This window comes from Pseudoalteromonas sp. SG43-5 (assembly GCF_014164345.1).
GTDB classification, from domain to species: domain Bacteria; phylum Pseudomonadota; class Gammaproteobacteria; order Enterobacterales; family Alteromonadaceae; genus Pseudoalteromonas; species Pseudoalteromonas distincta.
In genome coordinates this window covers 77,984-93,272 of sequence record NZ_JACJFA010000013.1, presented here as the reverse complement: position 1 = coordinate 93,272, position 15,289 = coordinate 77,984, and the positions used below count along the sequence as shown (strand labels likewise).

General features: G+C 40.1%; 18 protein-coding genes. 16 read left to right on the top strand and 2 right to left on the bottom strand.

Translation table 11 applies throughout. From position 1 onward, the window contains the following. Positions 1-5 precede the first annotated feature (5 nt). From H5161_RS13920 to H5161_RS13890, 7 genes are read left to right on the top strand one after another with little or no spacing between them, the layout of a single operon-like run. Positions 6-1,169, top strand: coding sequence for a chemotaxis response regulator protein-glutamate methylesterase (locus H5161_RS13920; RefSeq protein ID WP_182748768.1), 1,164 nt, complete (start codon positions 6-8; stop codon positions 1,167-1,169). Beyond that, positions 1,162-1,926 carry a flagellar motor protein gene (locus H5161_RS13915; protein ID WP_182769525.1) on the top strand — a complete coding sequence of 255 codons (765 nt, stop codon included), beginning with the start codon at positions 1,162-1,164 and terminating at the stop codon, positions 1,924-1,926. Before H5161_RS13920 ends, H5161_RS13915 begins: the two co-directional genes overlap by 8 nt. A gap of 1 nt (position 1,927) precedes the next feature. After that, positions 1,928-2,887 carry a flagellar motor protein MotB gene (locus H5161_RS13910; RefSeq protein ID WP_182769524.1) on the top strand — a complete coding sequence of 320 codons (960 nt, stop codon included), beginning with the start codon at positions 1,928-1,930 and terminating at the stop codon, positions 2,885-2,887. 12 nt (positions 2,888-2,899) lie between these two features. Next, positions 2,900-3,670 carry a ParA family protein gene (locus H5161_RS13905; RefSeq protein WP_002959298.1) on the top strand — a complete coding sequence of 257 codons (771 nt, stop codon included), beginning with the start codon at positions 2,900-2,902 and terminating at the stop codon, positions 3,668-3,670. Between the two features lie 3 nt (positions 3,671-3,673). Continuing rightward, complete coding sequence (locus H5161_RS13900; RefSeq protein ID WP_024595393.1) at positions 3,674-4,465, top strand: chemotaxis protein CheW; 792 nt, start codon at positions 3,674-3,676, stop codon at positions 4,463-4,465. Between the two features lie 24 nt (positions 4,466-4,489). Beyond that, complete coding sequence (locus H5161_RS13895; protein WP_002959294.1) at positions 4,490-4,987, top strand: chemotaxis protein CheW; 498 nt, start codon at positions 4,490-4,492, stop codon at positions 4,985-4,987. Positions 4,988-5,004: 17 nt separating this feature from the next. Continuing rightward, the gene (locus H5161_RS13890) at positions 5,005-5,406 is read left to right on the top strand and encodes a DUF2802 domain-containing protein (protein WP_024595394.1); all 402 of its coding nucleotides are present in this window, start codon (positions 5,005-5,007) and stop codon (positions 5,404-5,406) included. A 29-nt stretch (positions 5,407-5,435) separates the two neighbouring features. Here the strand turns inward: H5161_RS13890 and H5161_RS13885 are convergent, their stop codons facing one another. Further along, a complete protein-coding gene (locus H5161_RS13885; RefSeq protein ID WP_007377933.1) occupies positions 5,436-5,744 on the bottom strand; it encodes an EscU/YscU/HrcU family type III secretion system export apparatus switch protein in 309 nt (102 codons plus the stop codon). 2 nt (positions 5,745-5,746) lie between these two features. Beyond that, positions 5,747-8,200 carry a flagellar hook-length control protein FliK gene (locus H5161_RS13880; protein ID WP_182769523.1) on the bottom strand — a complete coding sequence of 818 codons (2,454 nt, stop codon included), beginning with the start codon at positions 8,198-8,200 and terminating at the stop codon, positions 5,747-5,749. 103 nt (positions 8,201-8,303) lie between these two features. Here H5161_RS13880 and ccmA point away from each other — a divergent pair, with 103 nt between their 5' ends. Genes ccmA through ccmI form a run of 9 tightly spaced genes read left to right on the top strand, consistent with a single transcriptional unit; the run spans position 8,304 to position 15,283 of the window. Beyond that, on the top strand, positions 8,304-8,924 hold the full coding sequence (gene ccmA / locus H5161_RS13875) for a cytochrome c biogenesis heme-transporting ATPase CcmA (protein ID WP_152609331.1): 621 nt from the start codon (positions 8,304-8,306) through the stop codon (positions 8,922-8,924). After that, positions 8,924-9,610: a heme exporter protein CcmB gene (gene ccmB / locus H5161_RS13870; RefSeq protein WP_002959286.1), complete on the top strand. Its 687-nt coding sequence runs from the start codon at positions 8,924-8,926 to the stop codon at positions 9,608-9,610. The genes ccmA and ccmB overlap by 1 nt, the downstream gene beginning before the upstream one ends. After that, the gene (locus H5161_RS13865) at positions 9,610-10,347 is read left to right on the top strand and encodes a heme ABC transporter permease (protein ID WP_002959285.1); all 738 of its coding nucleotides are present in this window, start codon (positions 9,610-9,612) and stop codon (positions 10,345-10,347) included. Before ccmB ends, H5161_RS13865 begins: the two co-directional genes overlap by 1 nt. Before the next feature lie 2 nt (positions 10,348-10,349). Beyond that, complete coding sequence (gene ccmD / locus H5161_RS13860; protein ID WP_002959284.1) at positions 10,350-10,553, top strand: heme exporter protein CcmD; 204 nt, start codon at positions 10,350-10,352, stop codon at positions 10,551-10,553. Beyond that, complete coding sequence (gene ccmE, locus H5161_RS13855) at positions 10,550-11,029, top strand: cytochrome c maturation protein CcmE (protein WP_002959283.1); 480 nt, start codon at positions 10,550-10,552, stop codon at positions 11,027-11,029. The genes ccmD and ccmE overlap by 4 nt, the downstream gene beginning before the upstream one ends. Positions 11,030-11,031: 2 nt before the next feature. Next, entirely contained in the window at positions 11,032-13,002 is a 1,971-nt protein-coding gene (locus tag H5161_RS13850) for a heme lyase CcmF/NrfE family subunit (protein WP_002959282.1), read from the top strand. Further along, positions 12,999-13,568 carry a redoxin family protein gene (locus tag H5161_RS13845; RefSeq protein ID WP_024595354.1) on the top strand — a complete coding sequence of 190 codons (570 nt, stop codon included), beginning with the start codon at positions 12,999-13,001 and terminating at the stop codon, positions 13,566-13,568. The genes H5161_RS13850 and H5161_RS13845 overlap by 4 nt, the downstream gene beginning before the upstream one ends. Next, a complete protein-coding gene (locus H5161_RS13840; RefSeq protein WP_002959280.1) occupies positions 13,568-14,029 on the top strand; it encodes a cytochrome c-type biogenesis protein in 462 nt (153 codons plus the stop codon). Before H5161_RS13845 ends, H5161_RS13840 begins: the two co-directional genes overlap by 1 nt. Then, positions 14,030-15,283, top strand: coding sequence for a c-type cytochrome biogenesis protein CcmI (ccmI, locus tag H5161_RS13835; RefSeq protein WP_024595353.1), 1,254 nt, complete (start codon positions 14,030-14,032; stop codon positions 15,281-15,283). The last annotated feature ends 6 nt before the right edge of the window (positions 15,284-15,289 follow it).

The following is a 15,289-nucleotide window of genomic DNA, read 5'->3' as shown; positions in this document are numbered from 1 at the left end:
GCTAAATGGCCGTTAAAGTTTTAGTTGTTGATGATTCAAGCTTTTTTCGCCGTAGAGTAAGCGAAATCCTTGAGCAAGATAGCGATATACAAGTTATAGGCTTTGCTGTTAATGGCAGAGAGGCTGTTGAGAAAGCAGCTCAATTGCGTCCTGACATGATCACCATGGATGTCGAAATGCCTGTGCTTGATGGTATTAGCGCAGTTAAAGAGATAATGGCGAGTAACCCAACTCCGATCTTAATGTTTTCATCACTTACACGTGATGGTGCAACAGCAACGTTTGATGCGTTAGATGCTGGCGCAATGGATTTTTTACCGAAAAAATTTGAAGATATTGCACGCAATAATGAAGATGCAATTAAGCTTTTGCAAAGTAAAGTAAAAGATATAGGGCGAAGACGTTTACCGCGAACATTTAGAGCGGCAACACCAGTTAAACCATCCATTTCAACGAAACCAACAAGTTCACTTTCGCAAAGAACAAGCACATCAACAACTCAAATCAAGCAGCCTGATAGAAGCTTTCAAAGAGCTGCGCCTGCTGCATCGACAAGTTCAAATGTTGCCTCAATGCGAGCAAGTGGAAAACAATATCAACTTTTAGCTATTGGTACTTCTACAGGTGGTCCTGTTGCTTTGCAAACTATATTGACTCAATTGCCTGCTAATTTTCCTCACCCTATTTTACTTATTCAGCACATGCCAGCTGCATTTACACCCGCGTTTGCAGCGCGCTTAAATGGTTTGTGCCAAATAAAAGTGAAAGAAGCACAACAGGGCGATCGCTTACAACCAGGAACTGCTTATTTAGCGCCTGGCGGGCAGCAGATGATGGTAGAGGGGCGTGGAGCAAATAGAACGCTGCGCGTATTTGAAGATCATAGCGAGAGAATAAGTTATAAACCAAGCGTAGATGTAACGTTTGCTAGTGCAGCTAAAACGTACCAAGGTGATGTACTTGCTATTGTTTTAACAGGTATGGGCGCTGATGGTCGTGATGGTGCAAGAATGTTAAAACAAACGGGGGCAACTATTTGGGCACAGGATGAGAAAAGCTGTGTCGTTTATGGAATGCCTCAAGCAATTGCTAATGCGGGGCTTTCAAGTGAAAGCTTAGCATTGAGCGATGTTGCAGCACGTATAATGAGAGAGGTAGGTTGTGGATAAACTCTCAATATTTGGACTATTGGTAGCACTTAGTGCAATAGGTTTAGGTTATTCTTTAGAAGGCGGTGTTGTTTCAGCTTTATTTAATGGCCCTGCGCTTATTATTGTACTTGGTGGCACGCTTGGCGCTGTTATGTTGCAAACCTCTGCTAGCACATTCAAAAAAATGCTAAATATGAGCTCGTGGGTTTTTGTTGCACCACAATACGATATTGAAGACGCAATAGAGCAAGTTAAACGATGGTCTCATAAAGCACGTCAAGAAGGTTACTTAGCGCTTGAGAATGAAGCCTTAGCTCACCCAGATGCTTATGCAGCAAAAGGTTTAAGCTTACTTGTCGATGGCTGCTCAGAGCAAAAACTACGAGACACGCTTGAAATTGATTTACTGCTAGAGCGCGATCGTTTGCTTGAAGTCGCGCGTGTTTATGAAGCAATGGGGGGTTACAGCCCTACCATTGGTATTTTAGGTGCGGTGCTTGGCTTAATACAGGCAATGTCGTTTATTACCGATCCACAAATGCTTGGTGCCGGTGTTGCAACGGCATTTATTGCGACCATTTATGGTGTTGGCTTAGCTAATTTATTGTTTTTACCTATGGCAAATAAGTTAAAACAGCGTGTAGAGCAAAAAATGCTTTACCATGAAATGCTTGCTGAAGGCGTTATTGCAATAAGCATAGGTGAAAGCCCAGTAAATATAGAATTAAAGCTTGAAGCCTATCGTGTAGAGCGCCCTAATTTAGTGGACGAATAACATGTTACGCCGACGACTTCGTCACTCTGCTGCTAAAAGTCAACACACCGAACGTTGGCTTGTATCGTATGCCGATTACATGACTATTATGTTTGCTTTTTTTGTGGTTCTGTATGCGATAGCGATTAATAAAGACGAACAATTCCAAATATTGTCAGATTCCCTTGAACAGGTTTTTGATAAGTCAGCTCGCCAATACTCCCAGCAAGGTGAAGGTGTCAACGGTAATGGAATATTGACAGATAGAGTGACACCTGAACAAGAAGTTCTTTATGGCGAAAGTATATTAAAAGAAGAGCAAGGTCCTGAGCTACTCGACGGCCAAAGTGATACAAGCAACATCCAGCAAAAGTATTTAGGCAAACCTCTTGATAGTTTATTAATTAAATTACAGTCAGCGCTTATTGATGAAATCCGTGATGGAGAAGCCAGTTTAGAGCTTAACCAAGATTGGCTGATTATAGAGCTAAGCTCAGGTATGTTATTTTCAAGTGGTAGTTCAGTTGCACACTCTCGAGCAAAGCAGGTCGTCAAGATTGTTAAAGATATTATTGCACCAGTAGATAACTATGTAAGAGTACGAGGTTATACTGATGATGAAAGTATTCGTAATGAGATATTTCGTTCGAACTGGGAACTGTCGGTAGCTAGAGCCACGTCAATTTTAGTAGAGCTGGAAGCACTAGGCATTAATTCAGCTAGAATGGCGATAGAAGGTTATGGCCAATATTCACCTTTTGCAAGTAACGATACAGAACAAGGGCGCGCAGAAAATCGTAAAGTTGTTATCGCACTTTCTAAGTATGGATTACCGCCAAAACAAGAGGTTAAAAGTGACGGGCAAGCTGATGAGCCTGCAGTGATTGAACCTGAAATTGAACTTCCTTCAGATGACGATACAATAAAAATAATTCGTTTGCCTCATGGTGGTATTCGCATAACAACGCGCAATGAACAGTAATTAGGATGTAATGTGAAGATTTGGACTGTCGCTAATCAAAAAGGAGGGGTTGGTAAAACAACAACCGCAGTGAGCCTTGCCGGTATTTTGGCATTACAAGGTAAACGTGTGTTGCTTATAGATACAGACCCTCATGCGTCACTCACTTATTACTTTGGCATTGACTCAGAGGATTTAGAAGTTAGTGTGTACGATATTTTTGCCCGTGGTACAAGTATGCAAAGTGAAGAGATACTCCAAGCTTTGTGTCCATCAACACTTCAAAACCTGGATATTTTACCTGCGACTATGGCAATAGCTACGCTTGATCGAAGTATGGGTAATAAAACAGGGATGGGGTTAATACTAAAAAAAGCGCTTGCAAAAATTAGCGAACATTACGATTATGCCATTTTAGATTGCCCTCCAGTTTTAGGGGTGTTAATGGTCAATGCGCTTGCAGCAAGTGAGCGAATTTTAGTGCCAGTGCAAACGGAGTTTTTAGCACTCAAAGGGCTTGATAGAATGATGCGTACTATGGATTTGATGCAATCCTCTCAAGCAAAAGATTATCAATATACTATAATTCCTACCATGTACGACAAACGTACTAAAGCATCGTTAGAAGCATACAAAACATTGCAAAGTACATATGGTGATAAAGTTTGGCCAGGTGTGATACCGGTGGATACCAAATTTAGAGATGCAAGCTTTGCACAAAAAGTACCTGTAGAGTATTGTCCTCGCTCGCGCGGTGTATACGCATATAAAGCACTGCTAGAATATTTAATTGAACAAGGTTAATGAATGAGTAAGCAATTGTTTGCTAATGAAAAAGTAATGAAACAATACCTCGGGGCTTTGTTATGTGAAGATGAGCCTGTAGATAACCTTGAGCCAGTTGCAAAATTACTTGAGCAAATCCCAGATGATTCACAACAGCATATTCATTCAAAACCTAAAGAACAATTAAAAGCAGCAGAGAGTACATTTGATAATGACTTGCTCAATGTTGAAATTGAGCCAATAGCTGAGCCAGCGTTTGAAACTGAAAAAGTTAATGAAGTGGTTGACGAGGAAGTAATAGCACCTGCAATTACTACTATAGAAAAGCCAGAGCTGGAGATTGTAACTACTAGCCAATCAGACTATTTTGATGGTGAATTTCAGGCATTGTTTTTTGAAGTTGCTGGCTTGACCTTGGCTGTGCCATTAAAAGCACTTGGTGGAATACATCAATTAGGTGAAGTAAATCATTTGTTTGGTAAGCCGAAATGGTTTAAAGGCGTTATGCTCAACAGAGAAGAAAAGCTTAATGTTGTTGATACTGCGCGTTGGGTTATGCCAGAAAAATATGATGATAAATTAGAGGCATCTTTAGATTATCAATATTTGATTACACTAGGTGATAGCCAGTGGGGTTTATTAGCTGAAAAGTTGATAAATAACATTACATTGAGTAAAGAAGATGTAAAATGGCGTACAAATAAAAGCAAGCGCCCATGGCTTGCTGGCGTTATAAAAGAAAAAATGTGTGCTTTGATAGACGTAGATAATTTAAATATATTATTAGAGAAAGGCTTAGATAGCCGTCAGTAGTAATGACCATTACGGGGTAATAGCATGAATCAAGATAAATTACTGTCAGCAAATAAAAACGCAGATAATAACGATGAAATTTTACAGTGGGTTACGTTTAAGCTAGAGGAAGAAACCTACGGCGTAAATGTAATGCAAGTACAAGAAATACTTCGTTATACAGAGATAGCTCCTGTACCAGGTGCACCTTCATATGTGATTGGTATTATTAACTTACGCGGCAACGTTGTTACCGTTATTGATACTCGTGCACGTTTTGGTTTGCTAGCTGCTGATGCAACTGACAACTCTCGCATCTTAATTATTGAAGCAGAAGAGCAAGTTATTGGTATTTTAGCCGACAGCGTATCGGAAGTGGTTTACTTGCGCAGCTCTGAAATCGACAGTGCGCCAAATGTTGGTACTGAAGAAAGCGCTAAGTTTATTCAAGGTGTTTGTAACCGCGATAATGAATTACTGATTTTGGTTGATTTAAATAAGTTACTCAGTGATGACGAATGGGATGAGTTAAGCGATATATAAGCTTTACCAAATAAATTATGGTGTTACTTAGTATAGCTATATCAGCGTTAGCGGTAGGACTTATATCGCTGGCGTTAATTATTGCATTAAAAAATAAACACGCGAATGAAATTAATGCTGTATCGCAGCAGCTTAAAGATAGCTCTGAGCAGACTCATATTTTGCGCAGTGAAATTTCGGAGATTAGAACCGGGCTCTTAAGTATTGGTAAGCGAGTGCTTGAAGTTGAACAACAAAACCAAGATTTAATGCAACAGCAAGCGGCGCAAAAATACGATGACCCTGATGCTAAAATTTACTCTCGTGCTGTAAAAATGGTTGAGTTAGGTGCAGACCTTGATGAAGTAATACGCGAGTGCGAACTACCACGAGCAGAAGCCGAATTACTATTTTCATTACATAAACAAAAAGGTGCTTAGCGCCTTTTTTTATGTGCGGATAAATTGGCTCAAGCCTTAATATTTAACTTACCTTGAAAATCCTGCCAACCTGGCGGAAATTGACCTCTTAATACATACGAAAACGCAATAAGCTCTGCAATAACATAATAAAGCTCTTTAGGAATTTCTTCTCCTAACTCTAAATGCGACAACGTTTTAGCAAGTGCTGCATCTTCGTGGATCATAATTCCTTTTAGTTTAGCCGCTGCTATTATTTCATCAGCTAATTCACCAAACCCCTTAACACTTACAGTGGGTGTGTTACCAGCTTCGTACAAAAGCCCAATGGCTGATTTATTAATCGGTGTATCACTCATAGCTAAACCTTAATATTAATAATTGCGTGAGATTTATAGAATGCCTGATTGTTGGCATCGCCTCGCCTTAAATTGAGCTCGCCAACTTGTAAGCCATGTTTAGCTAGTTTTGATCTTAAATTATCTAAGTGAGGGTGAGCAATTGCACTTACTTCTTGGCTCGAGGCTAATAGCTGGCAATCGAGTGCTTTATCCATTAACTCTGCAGTAATTTGTAGCTGCCCAAGTTGGGCATAATCAAAGTTTAATCTGACAAACCATACATTTTTATCTTCTAATTTACCGGCGCTTGGCTTTTTATACTGTCCAAGTGTTATTTCTGTTTGGGCTGCTTCTGGAGGTAATCTCATCGGTAATAAAAATTGTGCAAGCGGGTTTGTGTCTGGCTGTTGATTTGGTGTTGAGACACTTACTTGGGTAAGTGTGTTTTTAACGTGTACGATTTCGCTGGCCAAAGCTTGTACTTGAGCTTGTTGAAGCTGTTCAAGCATTTTTGCTCCCGTGTTACCCATTTTAAAAGTAGGTATAAGTACTTGTAAGAGAGCATCTAAGCCAGTTTGATTATTAAAACTGATAGGCGTTACTGATTGGCTAATGAGAGGCGCAGCTAAAATACTCACAGCCACCTGTTCAAGCCCTTTAGTGAAACTACTTTGCAGCATATCACCCGCTAGTTGAGTGGGTTGTAAAGTAGCAAGTATCTCACGCTGTATGGTTGCAGGGTTTATGTTATTACTTGAAACCATACGGTTAAATGCCTGATTAATTAAGCGAGTTAAATCAGGGGTGTCTTTTGTTGCCTTATCTGTAATATCAGTAATTTGACTGCTTAAAAGTTGTTTATTGTAAGCCAGCCTATCTGTAGGGGTTGTGGCATCAGGAAGCTTTAATAATGTACTTAATAGTTTTGCTTCTATTGGTTGTAGCATTTGACTACGAGAGGGCGCATTAGATAACGGCTCAGTTAACAAGGTAATGCTTTTAGTGTTCACTGTGCTTGTGTTGTTTTGATTATTATCGTTTATTGCAAGCTGTGCTGAGGAGGTGGTAAGTCCCTTAGTGACTACTTCATTGGTAGGGTTAAGCAAGGTGTTCAATTTACTGCTTTCACTAGTAATAAGGGGTTTTAATTGGCTTGCTTTTAAATCACTTAGCTTAGCGCTCGCCACTTCACCTGGGGTAGTATTATTTGTTATTGGCATGTAGGTTGTTGCTGTGTTTGCAGGTGTTTGCCAAACACTAACACTTCCTTTTACTAGTTGCGTTAATTGTACAATCGGCGGGAGCCTTGAAAAGTGCTCTGGCAAAATATTGCTCGTATTGTTATTTAACGCAGTACTCACACTTTGAGTAATGTTAACTCTATTTAGCGGTGATTCACTCAGTTGTATAGCTAAAGACGTTTTTTGTTGCGCGGGCGAAGTTGATAGCTGCGTTAACTCAGATTTACTTATTGTAGCAAAAGGCTTATTTTCAAAATATTTAACCGCATCATTAATTCGCGTTTTTAAATCACTAAAACTATTTTGTAACCACGATTTTATTGGACTATTTAGGGTCAATAATGGATTTACTTTAATATTACTCGCAGAAACGGCTACTTCAGGTGCATTGCTTTTTTGCGCTAAAAGTAACTCGTTAAATGGTTTTGAGAATGAGTTGTTAAGCGTTACTTTTATATTGTTTGTATCGGTTTTAATAAATAATTTATCTGCCTGGTTCACTAAATTTACTTTAATAGGTGTATTAGGTAGTTCGGCAAGTTGTTGATTAGTAATAGGTGTTGTAAATGAACCTGACTTTTGAGGATGAGTTAAAATAGCCAGTTTTGGTGTTACTTGAAGTTGCGCACTGGGTAATAAGGCCGCGAGTAAATTAGTAAGTTTAGTTTGGCTAAGTGGTTGCGAGTGAACCGTATCAGCAAAGCGGTTAATAATATTAATCTGTGCGCCTTTATTAGTCGTACTAACAACTACTTTTAAAGGCTGTTCAGTTGTAAGTAACTGGGCTACGTCTTTATTTATGGCAATACTTGCGTTGAGTTTATCAATAACTAACTTGGGAGAAGGGGATACAGCAACTTGTACATCCATTGGTTGGCTTTGTACCTCAGTGCCCGTGCTTACATAATTTAACAAGCGCTGCAATTGTACTGGCTGACTTAAAGTAAGGGTTGTACTGTTTGGCGAGATGTTGAGCTGCTTACCATCAGGGCTGATCTGTATGTTAGCACTGACTATTTTTTGCAGGTTTTGTGGTGCGCTTGTAGTGCCAAGCCTTAATGTTTGCCAATGCTTATCAATAAATACATCAAGCGTAATCGAGTCTTTCGAAAATTGGATGTTTTTAGCCGCAAGTACCTCACTAGGTAACTGTGGTAACTCATTGGTCTGGCTGTGAGCAGATTGATTGATAACCAATGAGTTAGATAATGTTATTTGCGTTGGTGTATTCATTATTTTAAATCAAGTTTTTGTTAATCGATTATAAAGCAATATTCGTATTACCCTATCATTATGGTAGACTAACGCCTAATTTTTGGCAGAGAGAATCGTCATCTTGTTACACATTAAGTCCGTCACCTGCATCAAGCAAGATCGTTGTTTGTTTGCGGATCTTAATTTTAGCCTTAATAGCGGTCAAATCATGCAATTAGCGGGTCCTAATGGGGCTGGTAAAACATCGCTACTGCGTATTATTGCTGGCTTTTCTGTGCCTGATGAAGGGTCTGTTCTGTTCCAAGATCAACCTATATCTAAGTACTATGAAGAGTATGCCAGAGAGCTGCTTTTTATAGGGCATAAAACAGGTGTAAGTACTCAGCTTAGTGCAGTTGAAAATGTTCGCCACTGGTTACAAATTAATGGCTACATAAATGAGCCTGATTTATATCCTATTTTAGCGCAACTTGGCCTTGTTGGACTTGAAGATGTACCCGTTAGAATGCTATCTGCTGGACAACAACGACGTGTAGCGCTTGTTAGGCTTTGGTTAAGTGATGCTAAATTATGGGTACTTGATGAGCCATTTACCGCGCTTGATAAAAGCGGTGTCGCCTTTTTACAGCAGCGATTTACTGAACACTTACAAAGCGGTGGTGCCATTTTATTAACGACCCACCAAGACTTAACGACCCACTTTAGTAACTTACAAACGGTTACACTGGAGTATCGCCACTAATGACTCGTCAACACTCTTATTGGTTGCTATTTAGTGCGGTATTTACCAAAGATGTAAAACTTGCGTTTCGCCAGCGCGCCGAAATTGTAAATCCTATTTTATTCTTCTTAATTGTAATTTCATTATTTCCGTTAGCAATAGGGCCTGAGCCCGGTCTACTTGCGAGAATGGCGCCAGGTATTATTTGGGTTGCCGCATTACTCTCTACCATGTTGGGTTTAGATAAGTTGTTTAGGGATGATTTTAACGATGGCTCGTTGGAGCAGTTAATTGCATCCTCTTATCCATTATCGCTAACCGTACTTGCTAAAGTGGCTGCTCATTGGGTGGTGACAGGTTTACCGCTTGTATTAATGACTCCGCTATTTGCATTGTTGTTAAACCTAGAAAGTACGGCGTTAACAGCAACCGTTTTAACATTATTATTAGGCACACCATTATTGAGCTTTATTGGCGCAATAGGCGCAGGGCTTACTGTGGGGTTACAAAAAGGGGGTATTTTGATGAGTTTACTCGTACTGCCTTTGTATATTCCTGTTTTGATTTTTGCAACGTCGGCTATCGATACCAGTACAATGTCACTGGATTATAGTGGGCAGCTTGCCATCCTTGGTGCAATGTTACTTATTGCTATTATAAGCGCACCAATTGCCATATCGTCAGCTTTAAAAGTGAGTGTAAGTTAATGTGGAAGTGGTTACATCCCTATGCTAAAGCAGAGCGTGCATACCAGTTATGCAATACGTTACTGCCATATTTTGCCGTAGTTACCGTAGTTAGTATGATTGTTGGATGGGTATGGGGGCTTGGTTTTGCACCTGCCGATTACCAACAAAAAGACAGCTACCGTATCATCTTTATTCATGTGCCTTCTGCCATTTTATCTATGGGGGCTTACTCATCAATGGCGATTGCCGCTATCGTTGCACTTGTATGGCAGCTACGAAATGCCGAGCTTGCTGTTATTGCTATTGCGCCTGTTGGTGCATGTATTACTGCTATAGCGCTTATTACTGGCGCTGCATGGGGTAAACCTATGTGGGGTGCTTGGTGGGTATGGGATGCGCGTTTAACGTCTGAACTTATTTTATTATTTTTATATCTTGGCGTGCTTTCGCTTTACCATGCATTTGAAGATAAGAAGTCAGCAGGGCGTGCGGCTTCTATTTTAGCAATTGTTGGCGTAATTAATTTACCTATTATTCATTACTCTGTTGAGTGGTGGAATACGTTACACCAAGGTGCAAGCATTACAAAGCTAGATACAAAAGCAATAGATCCAAGTATGTTTTGGCCTCTTATGGTTAATATTTTAGCCTTTGCTGCTTTTGTTGGAACAGTGACTTTAATTCGTCTTAAAAATGAAATTTTGCAACGAGAAAAGCACCGACCGTGGGTTCGCTCGTTGTTAAATAAGGGGTAATTATGCAGTTTGACTCTTTTTCTGATTTTATTGCAATGGGAGGTTATGGATTTTATGTCTGGCTTTCTTTTGGTACATGCGCACTTATTTTACTCGGTATTTTAGTGAACTCTTTGAGAGACACCAAACGTATTATGGCTTCAGTGGAGCAACAAATAATACGTGAAGCGCGAATTAAAAAAGCTAAGCAGGAACAAATCTCATGAATCCAAGACGTAAAAAGCGACTATTGGTAATTATTGCCGTACTGTTTGGTATTGGTGGGTCAATTGGTTTAGTGCTTTATGCACTGCAAGAAAATATTAATCTTTTTTATACGCCAAGCGAATTAATTGATGGCAAAGGCCCTAACAAAGAAAAACCACATATAGGTCAAAAGTTACGTATTGGCGGCATGGTTGTGCCAGGCACGGTTGAGCGTAATGAACAAAGCTTACAAGTAAGCTTTAAGCTAATAGATACAGGTCCATTAGTGACTGTGCGTTATCAAGGCATATTGCCAGACTTGTTTCGTGAGGGGCAAGGCATTGTAGCGCAGGGCGTATTAGTCGAGCCTAATGTTATTGAAGCATTTGAAGTACTAGCAAAGCATGACGAAGAATATATGCCAGCAGAAGTTGCAGAGGCAGTTAAAGGTATTAAGCACGAAAAACCAAAATACAACTTAGATAGTGGTAATTAGCTATGATCCCAGAAATTGGTTATTTTTCTTTAACGCTTGCCATGGTGCTAAGCGTTTTACTGTGTATTTTTCCTCTTTGGGGCGCGCATACAGGTAATCTTCGGTTAATGCGTGCGGCTCCATCTTTAGCAATAGGCCAGTTTGCTTTTGTACTAATCTCTTTTGCTGCACTTATTTATGCAAGTTTAACAGACGACTTTACCGTATCTTACGTAGCGTATCATTCAAGTAGTACGCTGCCTTGGTACTATAAAATCACCTCTACGTGGGGCGGTCATGAAGGTGCTATTTTATTATGGTTAGTAATGCAAGCGGGTTGGACTGCTGCTGTAGCAGCGCGTTCTAAATCATTACCTTGGGTATTACGTGCTCGCGTACTGGGTGTACTTGGCTTTTTAGGTGTAGGTTTTATGATGTACACCTTACTGCTTTCAAGCCCGTTTGAGCGCCTACTTCCTTATTTTCCGGTAGAAGGGCGTGACTTGAATCCGCTGCTTCAAGATCCAGGTATGATTATTCATCCACCATTACTGTACATGGGTTATGTGGGGCTGTCGGTTGCTTTCTCTTTTGCTATAGCTGCATTGTTAACAGGTAAACTTGATAACACATGGGCTAAATGGTCACGCCCGTGGACGATGACTGCGTGGGGTTTCTTAGGTTTAGGTCTTACTATTGGTAGCTGGTGGGCGTATTCAGAACTAGGCTGGGGTGGCTGGTGGTTTTGGGATCCAGTAGAAAACGCAGCGCTTATGCCTTGGCTTGTTGCAACCGCATTACTGCATTCATTAAGTGTGACAGAAAAGCGCGGTATATTTAAATCATGGACAGTATTACTCGCAATTGCAGCATTTTCTTTAAGTTTGCTAGGTACGTTTATTGTACGCTCGGGTATTATTGTATCGGTACATGCGTTTGCTACAGACCCTGATAGAGGCTTATTTATACTCGCCTTTTTAGGCATCGTTGTCGGTGGTGGCTTGGCGTTATATGCAATGCGTGTGTCACAAGTTCACAGTGAAGGACGATACAAGCTGGTATCGCGCGAAGTGGCGTTATGGCTCAATAATATATTTTTAGTTGTTGCTACATTAATTGTTATGTTAGGTACATTGTTGCCAATGGTTCATAAAGAAATGGGCTTAGGTAGTATTTCTATTGGCGAACCGTTTTTTAATAAGATGTTTGCAATAATTTTAGTACCGTTTGCTATTTTGATGGGTATCGGACCACTTTTACGTTGGAAGCAAAACAAGTGGGCTTTTTTGCAAAACAAAATATTAATGGGCGTATTAGCAAGTGTTGTGATTACCTGCGCTTGGTTATTCTCAAGTTACGATTTAGTAAAACCACTTACGTTATTAGCGACAACACTGGCAGTTTGGATTGCAATATCAACAGGGATTGATATTTACACCAAAGCAGCTGTGCACGGGAGCTTAAAAGAAGGCTTAAAACGCTTTACTGTAAGTTACTGGGCTATGGTACTTGGGCATATTGGTATTGCATTTATTATTGCGGGCGTAACACTTACCTCGGCTTATTCAGTAGAGCGTGATGTATCGATGAAACCGGGTGAAATAGCACAGCTTAATGAGTATGAATATCGCTTTGATGGCGTTAAAACTATTCGTGGGCCAAACTACAGCGGTCATGCGGGCGTTGTATCTGTGCTTAAAAATAATGAGCTAGTAACACGTTTACACGCCGAAAAACGTAAATATGACATTGGTATGCAGTTTATGACTGAGGCGGCAATAGATGCCGGTTTTAAACGTGATTTATATTTAGCATTAGGTGAGCAATTAAGTGGTGATGCATGGTCACTTCGCATTTATCATAAACCATTTGTACGCTGGATATGGATTGGTGGCGTGCTTATGTCATTTGCAGGTTTCATGATTTTGTTTGATAAACGTTACCGTACATCAGCTAAAACAGCCCGTAAAGATGTACCGGAGAGTGTTTTATGAACCGTAAAATTTTAGCTATTGCGCCGCTTTTAGTGTTTGCTTTTGTGTGTGTATTTTTATACCAAGGTCTTTTTGCCAACCCTCGTGAAATTCAAACAGGGCGGATAGGTCAAGAAATGCCAGCGTTTAATTTACCTGATTTAATGCAAGACAATAAGCAGTGGACCAACGAGTCGTTAAAAGGTGAAGTTTACTTATTAAATGTATGGGGTACGTGGTGCCCAACATGTTTAGTCGAACTTGGTTATTTAACTAAGTTACGTGAGCAAGGCGTTAAAATTATTGGACTATATTACGTACAAGGTTACGACTCTGATTTTGATGGCCCGTTTGATATGCAATCACTTCGCAGCGAAGTCACTGATATGCTGCAACGTGCAGGTGACCCTTACCAATTTAATATTTTAGATTTACACCGTACTTTGTCGTTGGATTTAGGCGTGTCGGGTGCGCCAGAAACTTTTTTAGTCGATAAAAACGGCACTATTTTGTTACATCACACCGGTGATATAAATCCGCGAGTATGGCGAGCTAAATTTGCGCCAATTATGCAGGAGCTTAAATAATGAAGTGGTTACTACTTACGCTTAGCCTTTTTGTAAGCATGGGTGCGTTTGCACAGCAAGATCGCTATCAATTTGATAACAACAAACAAGCAATATTGTTTGAAGAGTTAACCAAAGAGCTACGTTGCCCTAAGTGTCAAAATCAAAACATTGCGGACTCCGACGCTGTTGTTGCTAAAGACTTGCGCGATAAAGTACTCGTATTGGTTAAAGAAGGTAAAAGTAAAGACGAAGTGATTGATTATATGATTGACCGCTTTGGCTATTTTGTTCATTACGACCCACCCGTTACACCAGCGACTTTAGTGCTGTGGGTACTACCTGTGTTAATTGTAATTGTTGGCTTTGGTTTTATTGTTATTCGCCAACGAAAAGCATCAGTAAAACAAACATGGAGCAGCGACGATGAAATGCTGCTAGCGAAGCTAATTGAACAAAATAAACGTCAGGAGCAAAGCTAAATGATTTTAATGTGGGCGTGTTTTGCCTTACTCACACTGGTTGCTCTTAGCTTTGTTATGATACCTTTTTTAAAAAAAGAGCGTGTTCAAACGATTACTCATAACGCCAATGCTGAATTAATTAGTATTTATGAGCAGCGTTTAGTCGATTTGCAAACTGATTTAGATAATCAACGCATTGATAGCGTAAATCACGCAGAATCAATTGTTGAATTAAAACGTCGCTTATTGAACGAGCTATCACCAGAGAAATCACTTAACAGCAAAGGTAATAACCGTATTTTTGCTTTAACAGGCGGTGCATTTGTTCTTGCACTTACAGGGATTTTTTATAGTTTTACAGGCAGTCAGCAGCAAATTTCGGCTTGGCATGACGCAATGGATAATTTAGCTGATTATGGCGAGCGTGCTGTAATGCAAAAAGGTGAGCCGCTTAGTCAAAATGAGCTGCAGGCTTTTGCATTGGCGCTTCGTACTAAACTTAGCCGCTCTGGCGATGATGAAGTTGCTTGGATGCTACTTGGTCGAGTGGCTATGTCGCTTAATGAATTTGACATGGCGCAGCAGTCATTTGATAAAGCACTACGTATGAACCCTGATAATATGCAGGTTCTTATTAGTTACAGTCAGGTTTTATTACTTGAAGGTAGCGAAGCTAATATGACTCGCGCGGCAGGTATGCTTTCAAAAGTGCTAAACGTTGAGCCTACTAATTTAGATGCTATTTCGTTACTAGCGCTGATAGCGTATGAGCGTAAAGATTGGCCGCAAGCTAAAACTGCATTTGAAGTTTTATTGGCGAGCATGGAAAAAAATGATTCACGTTATAACATGATCTCCGAACGTATTGCTGATATTGAGCAACAAATGCAAAGTGAAGGCTCAGTTATGCCAGTTACTACTACAACGGGTGCTATTGCAGTTACAGTCGACATTGCAAAAGAGCTTATTGATAAACAGCCAAAAGACGGTATTTTGTTTATATTTGCAAAAGCTGCAACTGGCTCACCTATGCCATTGGCTGCTGTTAAGCTTACTAAATATTCATTTCCAATTACAGTTGAGTTGAGTGATAGTAGTGCAATGGTTGCAGGGCTTAACCTATCTAGTGCAGAAAATATTATTATTTCGGCGCGTATTTCTATCGATGACTCTGTTATGCCAAGCTCTGGTGAGCTAGAAGGTCATTCACAGGCGTTAAAGCGTGAAAGTGTAAGTGACTACCAACTTCAAATTGATACATTAATACCTTAAGGACGT